Origin of the sequence: Psychrobacter halotolerans (genome assembly GCF_039680845.1) — a bacterium.
In the GTDB taxonomy this organism is placed as follows: domain Bacteria; phylum Pseudomonadota; class Gammaproteobacteria; order Pseudomonadales; family Moraxellaceae; genus Psychrobacter.
This window is the reverse complement of sequence record NZ_JBDKWD010000001.1, coordinates 218,378-233,190: the sequence shown is the minus strand read 5'-3', so window position 1 is coordinate 233,190 and position 14,813 is coordinate 218,378. Positions and strand designations below refer to the sequence as shown.

15 protein-coding genes are annotated in these 14,813 nt (G+C 42.3%); 9 read left to right on the top strand and 6 right to left on the bottom strand.

The features are described from left to right. Window positions 1-92 precede the first annotated feature (92 nt). The gene (locus AAJP47_RS00990; protein ID WP_346716050.1) at window positions 93-1,295 is read right to left on the bottom strand and encodes a pyridoxal phosphate-dependent aminotransferase; all 1,203 of its coding nucleotides are present in this window, start codon (window positions 1,293-1,295) and stop codon (window positions 93-95) included. Window positions 1,296-1,751: 456 nt separating this feature from the next. Between AAJP47_RS00990 and AAJP47_RS00985 the strand changes: the two genes are divergently transcribed. The 4 genes from AAJP47_RS00985 (at window position 1,752) to AAJP47_RS00970 (ending at window position 4,776) form a co-directional block, all read left to right on the top strand. Further along, complete coding sequence (locus AAJP47_RS00985) at window positions 1,752-2,027, top strand: DUF2177 family protein (RefSeq protein ID WP_346716049.1); 276 nt, start codon at window positions 1,752-1,754, stop codon at window positions 2,025-2,027. A 243-nt stretch (window positions 2,028-2,270) separates the two neighbouring features. Further along, window positions 2,271-2,825, top strand: a complete 555-nt coding sequence (locus AAJP47_RS00980) for an acyl-CoA thioesterase (RefSeq protein WP_346716048.1) — start codon at window positions 2,271-2,273, stop codon at window positions 2,823-2,825. Window positions 2,826-3,084: 259 nt separating this feature from the next. Beyond that, entirely contained in the window at window positions 3,085-4,173 is a 1,089-nt protein-coding gene (locus tag AAJP47_RS00975; RefSeq protein WP_346716047.1) for a cation diffusion facilitator family transporter, read from the top strand. Between the two features lie 39 nt (window positions 4,174-4,212). After that, entirely contained in the window at window positions 4,213-4,776 is a 564-nt protein-coding gene (locus AAJP47_RS00970; RefSeq protein WP_346716046.1) for a DUF2059 domain-containing protein, read from the top strand. Window positions 4,777-4,804: 28 nt separating this feature from the next. Here AAJP47_RS00970 and AAJP47_RS00965 read toward each other — a convergent pair whose 3' ends face one another. Continuing rightward, entirely contained in the window at window positions 4,805-4,987 is a 183-nt protein-coding gene (locus AAJP47_RS00965) for a hypothetical protein (RefSeq protein ID WP_346716045.1), read from the bottom strand. Between the two features lie 185 nt (window positions 4,988-5,172). Then, entirely contained in the window at window positions 5,173-5,655 is a 483-nt protein-coding gene (gene dps / locus AAJP47_RS00960; protein ID WP_346716044.1) for a DNA starvation/stationary phase protection protein Dps, read from the bottom strand. A gap of 561 nt (window positions 5,656-6,216) precedes the next feature. Between dps and uvrB the strand changes: the two genes are divergently transcribed. Continuing rightward, a complete protein-coding gene (uvrB, locus tag AAJP47_RS00955) occupies window positions 6,217-8,328 on the top strand; it encodes an excinuclease ABC subunit UvrB (RefSeq protein WP_346716043.1) in 2,112 nt (703 codons plus the stop codon). 407 nt (window positions 8,329-8,735) lie between these two features. Beyond that, a complete protein-coding gene (locus AAJP47_RS00950) occupies window positions 8,736-9,107 on the top strand; it encodes a hypothetical protein (RefSeq protein WP_346716042.1) in 372 nt (123 codons plus the stop codon). A gap of 140 nt (window positions 9,108-9,247) precedes the next feature. On the opposite strand, the gene AAJP47_RS00945 is transcribed toward AAJP47_RS00950, so the two are convergent. Then, window positions 9,248-9,637: a hypothetical protein gene (locus tag AAJP47_RS00945; RefSeq protein ID WP_346716041.1), complete on the bottom strand. Its 390-nt coding sequence runs from the start codon at window positions 9,635-9,637 to the stop codon at window positions 9,248-9,250. 208 nt (window positions 9,638-9,845) lie between these two features. Between AAJP47_RS00945 and AAJP47_RS00940 the strand changes: the two genes are divergently transcribed. Together AAJP47_RS00940 and AAJP47_RS00935 are read left to right on the top strand one after the other, a co-directional pair. After that, window positions 9,846-10,916: a hypothetical protein gene (locus tag AAJP47_RS00940; RefSeq protein WP_346716040.1), complete on the top strand. Its 1,071-nt coding sequence runs from the start codon at window positions 9,846-9,848 to the stop codon at window positions 10,914-10,916. Between the two features lie 17 nt (window positions 10,917-10,933). Next, window positions 10,934-11,248, top strand: coding sequence for a hypothetical protein (locus AAJP47_RS00935; protein ID WP_346716039.1), 315 nt, complete (start codon window positions 10,934-10,936; stop codon window positions 11,246-11,248). A 117-nt stretch (window positions 11,249-11,365) separates the two neighbouring features. Here AAJP47_RS00935 and AAJP47_RS00930 read toward each other — a convergent pair whose 3' ends face one another. Further along, complete coding sequence (locus AAJP47_RS00930) at window positions 11,366-11,881, bottom strand: hypothetical protein (protein WP_346716038.1); 516 nt, start codon at window positions 11,879-11,881, stop codon at window positions 11,366-11,368. A gap of 301 nt (window positions 11,882-12,182) precedes the next feature. Here AAJP47_RS00930 and recJ point away from each other — a divergent pair, with 301 nt between their 5' ends. Continuing rightward, the gene (gene recJ, locus AAJP47_RS00925; protein ID WP_346716037.1) at window positions 12,183-14,045 is read left to right on the top strand and encodes a single-stranded-DNA-specific exonuclease RecJ; all 1,863 of its coding nucleotides are present in this window, start codon (window positions 12,183-12,185) and stop codon (window positions 14,043-14,045) included. A gap of 47 nt (window positions 14,046-14,092) precedes the next feature. Here recJ and AAJP47_RS00920 read toward each other — a convergent pair whose 3' ends face one another. Then, window positions 14,093-14,758: a trimeric intracellular cation channel family protein gene (locus AAJP47_RS00920; protein WP_346716036.1), complete on the bottom strand. Its 666-nt coding sequence runs from the start codon at window positions 14,756-14,758 to the stop codon at window positions 14,093-14,095. Window positions 14,759-14,813 lie beyond the last annotated feature (55 nt).

Here is a 14,813-nt window from a genome sequence, read left to right as displayed (position 1 = left end):
AAAAGTAAAAGCGTTCAAAAAAAGCCGCCACATACTTGCTATGTGGCGGCTTTATCTATAAAGGTAGAGTTAAGATCAATGCTTGTTAAAAACTACTCAGCAACGTCTAAATCGGCAACGGCTTTTTCGATACGAGACAAGGCGTCTTTTAAGGTCGCCTCATCGGTTGCATAAGAGATGCGCATGTAGCCACCAAGTCCAAAGGCATCGCCCGGTACGACCGCAACGCCTACTTTATCTAATAACCATTCTGAGAACTCGGTACAAGAGGAGAGACCAGCGGCTTTGATAAGAGGCTTGATTTCTGGATAAACGTAGAAAGCGCCATCAGGACGCAAGCAAGTGATACCTTTAATGGCATTCAAACCATCAACCACAAGATCACAGCGCTGCTCAAAAGCTTCGACCATCGGCTCTAGGACGCTTTGATCACCACTGATAGCAGCTTCTGCCGCGACTTGGCTGATAGAGGTTGGGCAAGACGTTGACTGTGACTGCACTTTCTTCATGGCGCCAATCAGTTTGGCAGGGCCACCCGCATAACCAATACGCCAGCCTGTCATCGCATACGCTTTAGACACGCCGTTTAAGATAATCGCACGATCTTTCAGCTCGGGCGCTGCATTCAAGATATTGTAGAACTTATCACCTGTCCAGCGAATGTGCTCGTACATATCGTCTGAAACCACATAGACGTTTGGATGTTTTTTCAATACTTCAGCGATGGCTTTTAGCTCATCTAGCGTATAGATCATACCCGTTGGGTTAGATGGGCTGTTCAATACCAGCATTTTGGTTTTGTCAGTGATGGCCTCTTCTAACTGCTCAGCGGTGATTTTAAAGTTTTGTTCAGCAGGGCATTTAACGATGACAGGCACGCCTTCTGCAATGAGTACCATATCAGGATAGCTGACCCAGTATGGCGCTGGAATGATGACTTCATCACCCGGATTGATAAACGCTTGCGCAAGGTTAAAAAATGATTGCTTGCCACCAACCGATACAAGGATTTCATTTGGCTCATAGCTGATGTCATTGTCACGTTTGAACTTCTCAATGATGGCCTTTTTTAGCTCTGGCGTGCCGTCAACCGCGGTGTACTTGGTAAAGCCGTTATTGATTGCCTCAATCGCCGCCTGTTTAATATGGTTTGGGGTATCAAAGTCAGGTTCACCAGCGCCTAGACCGATAATATCTTTGCCAGCCGTTTTTAGCTCTTTGGCTTTATTAGTAATCGCTAGAGTCGGTGAAGGCTTGATGCTATTAACGCGGTCAGACAGTTGTAATTCGCTCATGAGAGATCCTTTTCATAGTGGAGTGGATAAAATTCTATTGTTAAGAGTAGCGTTTTTTAGGGGTCGATGGCTCATGAGATGACCAATAAAAAAACCATCATGTTGACTGGTTTTGGGTCATTTATACTCAGTGTCCATCAATAAAAATAGGCAACAAATACAGTCGCTTTTAATTATCGCATTATCGATTGTAGCATGCTGTCATGGCAGTGTCTTATATTGGCAGTAACAGAAGATGACGAATATATGAGTAGGAACGTGCAAATGATGGTAGCTGGAGCAATAAGGTAAAAAACGAGGGCAGAACGTGATTTCGAAACCACAACAATAAACTCGTTCCCTTACGCTATCATTATTTAGAATAATTAAATAAAATGAATGATTACTTAAATAATATTTGATCAACATTCTCAGTTCAGTCGCCAATAATAATGATTAAAAAAATCTAGTATTGACGTGGTTTGGTTGACGACTATGAAAGGGGCTTTTTACGAGGCGCGTATTGGTCATCTATTGGCTGATGAGCCAAATATGATCGCCGCTGGCGTGTTTTATATGTTTTACATATTGGCACTTTGCCTTTTGGTTTTATATCCACAAATCAAAGCAGGGGCGTCAGTCGGTCACATCTTCCTACTCGGTGGTCTGATGGCTTACGGAACGTATGATTTCACCAACTTAGCACTGTATAAAGGTTATACATTGGATACCGCCTTGGTTGACTTTGTTTGAGGTGGATTTTTGACTGGTTCAGTCAGCGGCATTGTTGCTTGGCTTGCCTATCGTTTCCACTGGTTAAGCTAGCAATTGGCTCCATTGTCAAAATAAGAGGTTACACAACTTAGACCATTTGTCGACAGGTGAGCGTTTGTGCTGTGCGGCTTGCTACGGTATAAATGACACTTAGAATAAACAGACGCGTAGAATAGATAGACACTTAGAATAAATAATTGTTAGACAATCGCAAGGAATGTTATGCCGCAATACAATACCAGCTCGACTGCCAAAAAAGCCCCGTTAAATCATGAGCTATATATGTCGATACTTATGACACCGGATATGGCAAATTTTATCGGCAATGTCCATGGTGGTGACTTACTTAAAATGCTTGATCAGGTCGCTTATGCGTGTGCCAGTCGCTATAGTGGTAGCTATGTAGTGACCTTATCTGTTGACCAAGTGATGTTCCGCGAGCCAATTTATGTTGGCGAACTGGTAACCTTTGCGGCCAGTGTCAATTATGTTGGCAATACCTCGATGGAGATTGGTATTCGGGTCGAGGCAGAAGATGTACGCGCCCGTACTGTACGCCATACCAACAGTTGCTATTTTACGATGGTTGCTATCGATGATAATGGCAAACCAACACCAGTACCACCACTCGTTATCAAAAATAAGATGCAGCAGTGCCGTGCCGATGCAGCGCTAGAGCGAAAAAACCTGCGTATGGAAAGCTCGCATCGTCCAAGCTGTGACATAGAAAATATGGTGGGAGAGCTGGCTGGCAATCGTGAAGATCAGCCCGAATAAAAGCTCAATTAACTAGGCGTGTCCTCGTTTTAGCCCATTTAGGTGCATATTGATTGAATTGAGGACACGCCCTAGCTTGCGCTAAGTTTTTGTAAGACCCATCATCTAAATGAGCTGTTAATTATTAAAAGTACGGATACTTTGAGTAGGAGTAGGCTGCCTTTTATACTCACTATTGAGCCACCTTAAGCCAATTTTACTAAAAATAAGATCACTTATAAAATTGTGGTCAACCGTTTGTTATTTTATTGAGACCGTTATGAATGTAAGGCCACCAAACCGCCCTCTAGACTCTTCCAATTCTGTTCAGTCAGTGCCGCAAAGCAGTCGCGCTCGCGGTACTGGTAGACCAAATCCCAACTCCGAATATACTGCTGATAAGGCAACAGAGGGGGGCGAAGCACACTCTGGCTCCTTAATAACCGTATTGATTGCCGTTGGTGCAAACGTTATTATTGCTATTGCAAAAACAATCGCTGCATTCATGACAGGCTCTGCCTCTATGATCGCGGAATCCGCGCATTCGTGGGCGGACGCAGGTAACGGTACTTTATTAATTGTTGCCGAAAAAAAGGCCATCAAACCTGCTGATGAGAGTCATCCATTGGGTTACGGTAAGGAGTCGTATGTTTGGTCAATGATCGCCGCTTTTGGTGTCTTTATGGCAGGCTCTATTGTCTCTATTTATACAGGCATTACCGAATGGAACGCGGCGGAGAGTGAGACCAACTATACCATTGGCTTTATTGTGTTGGCAGTGGCTTTTTTACTAGAAGGATTCTCGCTAGTACAAGCGTATCTACAAAGTAAAAAACACGGTCAAGCCATGAATGTTAGTGCCATTGGTTATGTGGTCAATACCTCAAACCCAACGCTACGCGGTGTGTTTTTTGAGGATTTGGCCGCGGTAACTGGTTTGGTTATTGCAGCAGCAGCAATGGGTATGCATGCGTATACAGGCGAGCCATTTTGGGATGCGCTGGGTTCTATTATTGTCGGCTTGTTATTAGGCGCCGTTGCTATCTTTTTAATCAGTCGTAACCGAGATTTTTTGGTGGGGTATAAAGTATCAGAAAAAATACACGGTTATGCTTTGAGCGAGTTGCTCAATCATCCTGACATCGATAGTGTCTCGTATCTACATCTGGAGTGGGTAGGTCCTAGAAAGATATTTATGGTGGCGGCAGTAGACATTGCTGGTAATCAAAAAGAGCAAGAGCTTGCACAAAAATTTGAAGACATAGAAAATCAATTCCGTAGTAACCCGCTGTTTCAAGAAGCCATTTTGACCTTGTCAGTGCCCAATGCAGAAGTTTTGACGTTAGAAAAACAGGCATTGGGTCAGTAATCTATCACCACTTATAACTAGTAACTAGGTAATAATCCTATGACATCATTAATAAAAAATGCCGCCTTTGCCATGACATTGAGTGTTAGCGCTATAACCGCAATGGCCATCCCAACGCTATCTGCACAAGCGGCTGTACCAACAGATACTTCTTTAATGAAGTTAATCGAAGTCACAAAGGTCGTAGAGACGATGAACGATATGTCCAACGATAGTGAGGTGACAGAGCAGATCATGCAAACCATGCTCGCATCGATGCCTAATAATGAATTAAATACCGCTCAGCGCAAACGTTTCAATGAAATTGTACTCAAGTACAGTAAAGAGATGATGAACCAAGACAATACAGAGAGTCTTAATAAAAAGATAATTGATGCCTATGTTCAGTCTGCCAAACAACACTTTACTCAACAAGAAGTTGATGCACAGATTAATTTTTATAGCACTCAAGTTGGGCAAAATATCATCGATAAACAACCTGCAATGATGAAAGAGTATATGGCGCAGATTATGCCTATCGTCATGGAGTCAACCATGAAAAAAATGCAGGAAGTTATGCCAAAGATGGCAGCAGAACTCCAAGCGCTTAAGCACGAAGATTAATTCTTTGGCTGATGTTTTTAGTCAGCACTTAATTATAAATATCTATTCCATAGTTGATCCTAAATGAATGGATAGAAGAAACGATAGAGTGAGACTGGAACCCATTTTTCTTGCTTGCTGTGCCTTCGCAGGCAAGGGCATCAAAAAATGAGTCCCATTCTCGCAGTGCCTTTTTTATATTGGATTGAACTATATTGCCGTTATTATTCATAGCAGCATTGCCCTAATCTGATATTAATAATTGAGGGAATGGAAAAAATAAGAAAGCGGTAAAATCGCGAATAAAAAAAGGTCGCTCTATAGAGCGACCTTTTTACTATTTTTTAATTTTATTGTTTTCTAACTTTGCTATTTTCTAAATAGTTATACCAATCATTAACTTAACCATTTAAAAATTTAGTTTTTTGGGGCATTTGCACCGATGAACCATGCATCTTTATCGATAATACGGCTAGCTTCTGTCAATAGGTCAGCGGTGTCTTCATCACCCCCATCACCTGCCGTATCGATAGATTTACGTAGTGTCTCAGCAACCGTTTTATAGCGCTTAGTAATTTCACGAACATGTTGATCTACTTCAGTGATATCCGTTGGATAATCATCTAAAACAGAATCTTTGGCAACGCGACTTGCTAGACCGTTTGGTTGACCACCTAAGATGACAATACGCTCAGCAATCATATCTGATACCTCACGGATACGATCGGCAGTATCATCTAATAACTGATGCACACCAATGAATCCAGTACCTTGTAGATTCCAATGGCACTGTTTGCCATCTAAGGTCAAATCAATAACGTTTGCTAAATTTGCGTTTAGCAAATCTATCATTTTTTGGGCGGTATCGTCTGAAATGCCACTTGCGAAACGTTCTCTCATAATTTACTCCGTTGTTTTAGTTTTGATAAATTCTAATTTATGAATTAATAGTTTGTTATTAAAATTATACTTAATAATTGCTACTAGAATGACTGCTTGTTAATTCATGATCAATAATAGCAGCTTATGTCAAGAAACAAACCCCCAAGCGTTATGCTTTGTGAAGTGGTCGTGTAATGGCTTTGTTAACCATGAAAATCTTTGTAAATATAGCCTAGGGTCTGTGCGTTTTTTATAACTGTTTCTTGTCATTTATTCTAAATAAGATTAATAGTAGCGGCTTGAGGTAGAGAATATAGTCAGTCTTCAATAAAAAAGATATGCATATGATCATTTGATACTGGCAACCATTTTCCTCGCTTGCTATGCCGCTGCTGACAGAGGCGGCGCAAACTGTACGCCAGTAATGTACGCCAGCATTGCTGTATTTCTTTTATAGTGGATCGACTATAGAGAGCTTAGCATGGTGGTTGTGAGCACTGAATAAAGCCGAAAGGTATGGTTTAAAAAGCCTTGTTTCGACCCCATATTGTTATAAACTTTAATAAGAAGAAAGCCATTATGCGAATGCCTGAACCGCGCTCGTCGCGTCAGTTAAACCAATTGGCCACTCAGCTTCAAGGCGAAGCTGAAATTAGTGGTGTCAATGCGTCAGGGACGCAAATATCTAGCCGTGCTTTTGAGATGGTCACAGACTTTGAGCCAGCAGGCGATCAGCCTCAAGCGATTGAAAAGCTTGTTAGCGGCATCAATTCTGGTATGGATGAGCAGTTATTGCTTGGTGTGACAGGCTCCGGTAAAACTTATACCATGGCCAAGGTCATCTCCGAATGTCAACGTCCAACCATTATCATGGCGCACAACAAGACCCTTGCTGCCCAGTTATATGGTGAATTTAAGTCGTTTTTTCCAAACAACGCGGTTGAATATTTCGTCAGCTATTATGACTATTATCAGCCTGAAGCGTATGTGGCGGCCAGTGATACCTTTATCGAAAAAGACAGTGCCATTAATGATCACATCGATCAGATGCGTTTATCAGCCACGCGTGCGCTGTTAGAACGCCGCGATGCAATTATCGTCGCGTCGGTGTCGTGTATCTATGGTTTGGGCGATCCAGAAAGCTATTTAAAAATGCTATTGCACGTCGTCGTTGGCGATCAGATAGATCGTACCGCGACGATCAAGCGGTTGGTTGAAATGCAGTATACGCGTAATGAGCTGGATTTTGGTCGTGGTACGTATCGCTTGCGTGGTGAGCTGCTTGATATTTATCCTGCTGAATCTGAGCAGCTGGCAGTGCGCGTGCATCTATTTGATAATGAAGTAGAAAAGATCACTTGGTTTGATCCGCTAACAGGCAAAACGGTACGTAGCGTGCCGCGTATTACCATTTATCCCAAATCGCATTACGTGACCCCGCGCAACAAACTAGAGGCGGCAAGCCATACCATTCGTGAGGAGCTAGAGCCGCGTTTGGAGTATTTCCGCGATAACAATAAGCTGGTTGAAGCGCAGCGCCTTAAAGAGCGTACGCAATATGATCTTGAGATGATTCAGCAGCTTGGCTACTGTAACGGTATCGAAAACTACTCGCAGCATCTATCTGGTCGCCCATCAGGGGAAGCGCCGCCGACCTTGTTTGATTATATTCCAGAAGATGCGTTGTTGTTCCTTGATGAATCCCATGTGACCGTCTCGCAGATTGGCGCAATGTATAAAGGCGATAGATCACGCAAAGAAAACTTGGTGAATTATGGCTTTCGTCTGCCAAGTGCGATGAATAACCGCCCGATGAAGTTTGAAGAGTGGGAGCGCATCAAGCCTAAGACCATTTATGTGAGTGCGACACCAGCATTGTATGAGCTTGAGCATAGCGAGCAAGTGGTTGAGCAAGTTGTGCGTCCAACAGGTTTGATTGATCCTGAAATTGAGATACGTCCTGTATTGACGCAAGTTGATGATGTGTTGTCAGAGATTACCAAACGCCGCGAAAAAGATGAGCGTGTCTTGATTACAACATTGACCAAGCGCATGTCAGAGGATTTGACCAGTTATCTCAAAGAGTACGATGTCAAAGTTGCTTATTTGCATTCTGATATTGACACCGTCGAGCGTATGCAGATTATTCATGAGCTACGTACTGGCGTGCACGATGTGTTGGTCGGTATTAACCTGTTACGTGAAGGTTTGGATATGCCAGAGGTGTCATTGGTTGCCATATTTGACGCCGATAAAGAAGGATTTTTGCGTTCTGAGCGCTCGCTGATTCAGACCATTGGTCGAGCGGCACGTCACTTAAATGGTAAAGCCATTCTCTATGCCGATCGCATCACGCCAAGTATGCAAAAAGCGATAGATGAAACGGATCGACGCCGTGATAAGCAGATTGCCTTTAACTTGGAGCATAACATCACGCCAAAAGGCGCGCGCCGTAGTATCACCGATAAGATTGATACGGGCGAGAGCTTGGATGCCAACGACAATCAAGCCATTCCAGTGAAAAGTAATCTGCCTGACGTGGATATTAATATCTTACGTAGTCCGGATTTGCTGGCCAAAGAAATTAAGCGTCTTGAGAAGCAAATGCAGCAGATGTCGCGTGATTTGAAATTTGAAGAAGCCGCAAAAACTCGTGATAGAGTGCTTGAGCTAAAGGCGCATTTAATCTAATCGTTTAGTATAGTTTGGATGTGATCGATCTATTTTAGACGGACTAACACTATAAGTGGTAAAAGTGAGTTGCAGGATTTGCGGCTCACTTTTTTTATGGTCGCAATATAATATCTGATTTTTTATGATCGTAATATAGTACCTAGAAAAATGTGAGAAGGGTGAATCTGATTGAGAATAACCTTAAATATCTTTTAATATCGTCGAGAATAGCCCTGTATTTTTACTAACATCAAACGCAGTTTTACATATCGCACCTTAAAATGTGTCCCCATATCTTATAGGATGTAGTAATAAAGTATGACCTGTGAAGCATATGGATAAATGCTCAGCATTGATTATTCAACAGTGATTATAAAGTCAGGCGTGCTCACACATTATATAAATTTTAAGTTAGGGAATTGTTCATGTTCGATATCAAGTCATTTTTTAAGCGCGAAGTAGAGAAGAAGCTCATTGATGTAGATGATTATATATTTATGCCTGAGCGGGTAGAGATGGAATTAGAAGGCGGATTATTAAATTGTGTGCTCAATAGCGATGGTCGAGTTGATATTTTTTATAGTAAACATGGCATCACGGAAGTGGGCTCTGCATCGCGTAAGCATCCTTTTACGGCATTCGAAACTGAGCTTTATCATGGTGTCTACGATGATGTGATTGATGACTTGGTTAAAGAAGTAGAGAAGATTATCGATGGCTCTTCTAAATATTTCCGTCGAAACAAAGTATTACCCTCTACCACGGCTTTAACGTCAAAGCCTTTTGATCAAAATTAATCTAAGCGTTTTCTCTCTCATCAAAAGGTCAGAAAATCTGATAATAAAAAAGGGACATCACATATGATGTCCCTTTTTTATGTTTATACTTTTATTATCTAACTTTGATACTAACTTAGCTATGATTCAGCATTTACTACTTATTTAGTAAAACTGGCATAACAGCTTTGGATGGACTTTGCGACCACTTTTGTGACTAGCTGTGTACGATATTGACTATCGATAGCCGCGTTGCCAAGCTCTACAATGCTTACTTGCTGCGGGGCTTGTTCACTAACGCAGCCACAAACATTACTCTTTACCGTCTCTTGCTGAGTGTCCGTCATCGCAACGCTAGCAATGCGCCAAGCATTTTGTTTTTCGATTTGGCTACGGCACTGAGTATCGATGGCTGATCTAAAGATATTCATACCAATCTCATTTGCTGTACCAATGGCATTACCTGCATTGTTATTAGCACCATCTGTCGTCGCACATCCTGCAAGAGCGAAAGTAGCAAGTAGAAGCGTTGACGCAAAGCGTTTTTTCATGGATCAGTCCTTTAAGGTTTTTGATTGTAATGGTTGTGTTTAATGCAAATTGACATTTACTGGTTAAAACGCATTTTTTCAGTGGGTCATATAGTAGCAGCAAAACCTATCGATGACATCATCAACTATAACCTTGCCTCTGACTAATATGGTTTTTATAAATGTTTATGGAGCTATTAGATTTATAAATAATCCAAATGACCAACTAATGACGAATTATTTTTTGATTACATCGGATGATGCTATCTTATTCTGTAATTTTAGGTATGATCAAGAATACATGGCTGCCGTTGGTACTCTTATGTTATTACGTCTATCCACTTTATGTATGCTCTCTATAAGTACAAGCTTATGTACTCATGCCGCTGACATCGTATTGCCAAAGTCAGTGATTGTTGATTTGATAGATCAGCATTGTGCTTTTCCAAAGCCAGATCCTAAGGCAAGTCTTAGCCTTGAATATGAGTGTGCAGATAAGGATGACGATGTAGACGATGCTGATCAAAGTATGAATTATGAGCTGCGCCTATTGCCTTTGGTTGCGCAAGATTTTAATCAGGATGGGATTAAAGATGTCGCATTAGAAGTTGAGTCCTCGGGCCCTATGGGCGGCAGTGCAACGACCAATAGTGCCATACATTATCTGATATTAGATAAGAACAGCCGAATTACTGATGATCATGAGTTGCTACTATACGCGCCGTTTAGCGAAAATATCGTTGAATATGAAGTAAAGGGTAATCGTATACATTATATAGCCGCGCCTAACTACCGCTCACATCCTGAGGCTTACGACAATGATGAGTTGATAGAGCCGACTATAGCGTTCGATATTAACTGGGTAAAAGGCATTCCGATAAGCACTTATTTTCGGGACAACTGTCAATTGTCCAAAGAGCCTGATAAACGGTTATTTACTAAGGTACGCGGTGTGAAGCGCAATGCCACTATTGATATTCATAACTATACAAAGGTCGTCAAAGAAGAATTGCAGATAAATAATATGCAAGTGTCTGCCGAATTGAATGGTTGTGATGCTAAAAATGTGACCTTTTTTATTGAGCCGAGCGCAGGAAATAATTTGCCAGTGTTGGCAGATATCTTAAAGTCTTTGATTCCAATAACTTCTCAGCATGAGCCACTTAGAGAATTATTAAAACTTGATCAACAATCGAAAATTGCGTTTGGCGAGGTAGTGAATCTGTCAAATAATTGGTCAGCGCAAGTTCATATAGAACGTGATTTTGACAATGCCAGTGTGATCATTAATCTATCTTAGTAGAGGTTAGAAGTTTTATGAACGCTAAGTTACTTATTTTTTTTATTTTGATTGCCTTGATTCCTAGCTTATTTTTCATAAGGAGTGTGTATGTGTTGTCTGATCATCACATAAAGCAGTGTCACTGGAAAGGTTTTGGATCAGACGTTATGGGAGATGGGTTTAGTTTTGAAAACAATGTTCAGCTTGGAGATGGATTAATTCGTATAGATAATCAACCAACTGCACAAATAGTGCTTAGAAAGTATCGTCCTTATGCAGATAATATTATTGCAGTCAGCAATGTAAAGTCTTTGGAATTGGGAATGTATTACGAAAAAGGCTGTTCTTAGGAAGCAAAGTCAACACTATATCTCTGTTGCTAAGTTGAGACATAAAAAGCCAGCTACGACCTATTGTCCTAGCTGGTTAAATTTTTTCAGAAGAGTGGGCTAATTTAACTAATAGTTTTAGACATTTTTGCCATGTTGTTTTTGTTGAATGTCTTTGGCCAGTTTATAGCAATCATTGATATGATCGTTTGCGATTTTCTTAAAGATGGTATAGCCCATAGTCGCCGCAACCAGTTGTCCGCCAAGTGGAATAAACTTTGTTACTTGCTTAGCGGCAATACGACCACCAAAGCCTTGGATAGTCTTTTTGACGATACCGCGTGTTGCCATAAGGCCAGCAAAATCGACAGTACGGTCTTTAAGCGCGCTCCAATGAACTTCTCTCGATTGTAAATCAATGGCTGATTTGCGGTCTTCGATTAGGCCAAAACGCTCACTGATTTCGGGTACAAGCTGAGTCAGCATACCAGCATCAACAGCCACATCAAAAAATGGAACGGGTACAATGGCCACGCCAGCAGATACGCGAGCGCGTTTTTTTACCAATTTTTGACACTCTTTTTTAATTTTATCTAAGTCTAGGTTTGGGTCAATGGTATTTGGTAGTTTTTCAGCAAGTGGTGTCGTTTTCATAGGATGTCCTTATAAAAGTAATTAAAATTGATAACAAATGCATCAGGTAGTCACTATTTTAGGGGTTTATGAGTGGCATACAATCATTGCTTTGTAGCAAAATGCAGATAATTACTATGACTGTGCACCGTTTTTGTAAATACAATAGCGTTAGAAGCCGTAATAAATAATCTTCTGCACGTTTCTTTAGGGTAAGCATGAAACAGATTTATTTTAAATAATTTTATAAAACCATAGATCTTGGACTGAACCGCTCAAAATTGTCATTGTGAGCCCTTAGTAAAGCCAGTAGAATATGCCCATGCTAAATTTAACCCCCCGTTATATCAATACTCGCATCGACGAGTTACCTTCCGCGTTGCAACCGCTTGCTGCCCAATCATTTACCCTGGCTCGGCTATACGCTGGTCGCGGTATCACTGAGCCCACTGAGCTTGATACCTCATTGTCTGGCCTGTTACCTGCTGAAGGGTTGCACGGTGTCACAGAAGCCGTACGTCTATTAGATAATGCGATTGATGAGCGTCAGCGTATCTTGATTGTGGGCGACTTTGATTGTGATGGAGCAACCAGCACGGCGCTGATGATGCGCGCGCTTACCAAGATGGGGACTGAGGTTGATTTTTTAGTGCCGGATCGCTTCAAGTATGGTTATGGTCTGACGCCCGAGATTGTCGAGTTGGGTATTGAAACCTTTCAACCAGACATGATAGTGACGGTCGATAATGGTATCTCCAGCCATGAAGGCGTGGCACGAGCACAGGCAGATGGTATTACGGTTATTATCACCGACCATCATCTGACGACTAAAGAAACACCGCCTGCCGAGGCAGTGGTCAATCCCAATCAACTCGACTGCGACTTTACCAGTAAGGCGTTGGTCGGGGTGGGCGTGGCTTTTTATGTGCTTGGGCGATTGGCGAAACTGCGCCGCGAGGCCGGCAAGTCTACGGTGCAAGTCAGCCAATATTTGGATCTGGTGGCGCTCGGTACGATTGCTGACGTCGGTGTGCTGGATAAAAACAACCGTATCTTGGTGCATCATGGACTGGCAGCTATTCGTCAGGGACGGTGTTGTTTAGGCATTTTAGCGTTATTAGAGCAAGCAGGTCGCGATCCCAAGCAATTACAGGCACAAGATTTTGGTTTTGTTTTAGGGCCACGTATTAACGCGGCTGGTCGTATGGATAATATGCGGATTGGTATCGAATGTCTATTGACTGAGGATTGGGGCACTGCCCAACGTTTGGCGCAGGAGCTTGAGCAGCTCAATCGCACTCGTCGTCAGGTAGAAGGGGAGATGCGAGCACAGGCGGATAATATTGTTCAGGTATTGGCCAATAGTAATGATGCTAGTGATAATAACGGGACCGATACCGATAACTATATTGATAGCGATGAACACGGCGATATGATTGCTCAGCATACGCCTGATAAAAAAACCGCTGATAATCATAAACGTAGTACTAACAAACGCAGTATCGTCTTATATCAAGACGACTGGCATCAAGGCGTGATTGGTATTGTCGCTGGCCGTTTAAAAGAAAGTCACTATCTGCCCAGTATTGTGTTTGCCCCAGCAGATACAGAGCGTACGGGCGATGATGATGCGATTAAAGGCTCGGCGCGTTCTATTGCTGGCGTGCATATTCGCGATGCCATTGAACAAGTTGCTGAACGTCATCCCGATCTTATCAGCCATTTTGGTGGTCATGCGATGGCAGCAGGTTTGACCCTGAAACGTCGTAATTTTGATGCCTTTGTCGCCGCCTTCAATGAGGTCATGGCACAAATGGATGATGAGGTGTTTGCTGAGCAAAAATTCAGTGATGGACCGTTACAAGCAAGCGATTTTAGCCTGTGGTTTGCCGAGCATTTGGCAGATGCCAGCATTTGGGGTCATGGCTTTGCCCCGCCGATATTTGATGGGGTGTTTGAGGTATTGAGTTTTAAAGTCTTAAAAGACAAGCATCTCAAACTGTCATTACGCTATCCTGACGTGCAGTATCCGATTGACGCTATTTATTTCAATTACGATAATAGTGTTTGGGACTATCGCGCCAAACAGGTACACGTGTTGTTTCAGCTGGATATTAATGAGTGGAATGGCAAACAAAGCTTACAGTTAATGGTCAGAGATTTGGCAGTGGTAGAAACGAGTTAAGCCATGTAATAGCGCTAACTATTTAATAGGTCTAAAATCAAGTGTCTTTAATACTTCCAATCAAGCGTCGGGAATTGCCAATCATAGCGTATGGCCAGCATGCGTAACGTAAAAATCGTACTCATCGTGGCAATGTCTGTAATCCATGCAGCCACGCCAAGGTTATGTAGAGCAAAGTAGAGAATACCGCCAGCCAACGCCGCTGTGATATAAATCTCTTGCTGTAGCACCAGCGGAATCTCGTTGCAAATCATATCGCGGATGATACCACCGACCACAATGGTGATAACACCTAATAGTAATGCCACAGGCACGTTTGCGTCCATACTGTCAGCGACCTTGATACCGATCAAGGTAAAAGCAGACAGCCCAATGGTATCTGAGAGCTTAAGGAATTTATTGACCCGCTTTGAGTTGGGATGAAAAAATATTTGCATCACCAGTGAGGATATGGTGATAACGGTCAGGTAACTCATGTCCACCATCCAAAACAACGGATGACGATTCAAAATGACATCTCGTACTGTGCCGCCGCCAATAGCCGTCACAATTGAAACCAGCAAACAGCCAAACACATCGAAGTTTTTGTGCTTGGCCAGTATCGTGCCCGAAATACTACAAGCCACAATGCCGATCATATCAAACAAATAGATCAAGGAGCGCGGGTCAAAAGTGGTGATCAGCACGGTAGGATCTAAGGCGATAGCCAACATAAGCAAGCCTCACTGGTTAATAATGTTTATCAGTACTAATTTTATATTAGGAAAC

What these genes read in the sequence shown, in the direction of transcription:
- AAJP47_RS00990 (WP_346716050.1), bottom strand. Translation starts at nt 1,295, where the DNA reads ATGAGCGAATTACAACTGTCTGACCGCGTTAATAGCATCAAGCCTTCA.
- AAJP47_RS00980 (WP_346716048.1), top strand. Translation starts at nt 2,271, where the DNA reads ATGCCGCAATACAATACCAGCTCGACTGCCAAAAAAGCCCCGTTAAAT.
- AAJP47_RS00975 (WP_346716047.1), top strand. Translation starts at nt 3,085, where the DNA reads ATGAATGTAAGGCCACCAAACCGCCCTCTAGACTCTTCCAATTCTGTT.
- AAJP47_RS00970 (WP_346716046.1), top strand. Translation starts at nt 4,213, where the DNA reads ATGACATCATTAATAAAAAATGCCGCCTTTGCCATGACATTGAGTGTT.
- AAJP47_RS00965 (WP_346716045.1), bottom strand. Translation starts at nt 4,987, where the DNA reads ATGAATAATAACGGCAATATAGTTCAATCCAATATAAAAAAGGCACTG.
- dps (WP_346716044.1), bottom strand. Translation starts at nt 5,655, where the DNA reads ATGAGAGAACGTTTCGCAAGTGGCATTTCAGACGATACCGCCCAAAAA.
- uvrB (WP_346716043.1), top strand. Translation starts at nt 6,217, where the DNA reads ATGCGAATGCCTGAACCGCGCTCGTCGCGTCAGTTAAACCAATTGGCC.
- AAJP47_RS00950 (WP_346716042.1), top strand. Translation starts at nt 8,736, where the DNA reads ATGTTCGATATCAAGTCATTTTTTAAGCGCGAAGTAGAGAAGAAGCTC.
- AAJP47_RS00945 (WP_346716041.1), bottom strand. Translation starts at nt 9,637, where the DNA reads ATGAAAAAACGCTTTGCGTCAACGCTTCTACTTGCTACTTTCGCTCTT.
- AAJP47_RS00940 (WP_346716040.1), top strand. Translation starts at nt 9,846, where the DNA reads ATGACGAATTATTTTTTGATTACATCGGATGATGCTATCTTATTCTGT.
- AAJP47_RS00935 (WP_346716039.1), top strand. Translation starts at nt 10,934, where the DNA reads ATGAACGCTAAGTTACTTATTTTTTTTATTTTGATTGCCTTGATTCCT.
- AAJP47_RS00930 (WP_346716038.1), bottom strand. Translation starts at nt 11,881, where the DNA reads ATGAAAACGACACCACTTGCTGAAAAACTACCAAATACCATTGACCCA.
- recJ (WP_346716037.1), top strand. Translation starts at nt 12,183, where the DNA reads ATGCTAAATTTAACCCCCCGTTATATCAATACTCGCATCGACGAGTTA.
- AAJP47_RS00920 (WP_346716036.1), bottom strand. Translation starts at nt 14,758, where the DNA reads ATGTTGGCTATCGCCTTAGATCCTACCGTGCTGATCACCACTTTTGAC.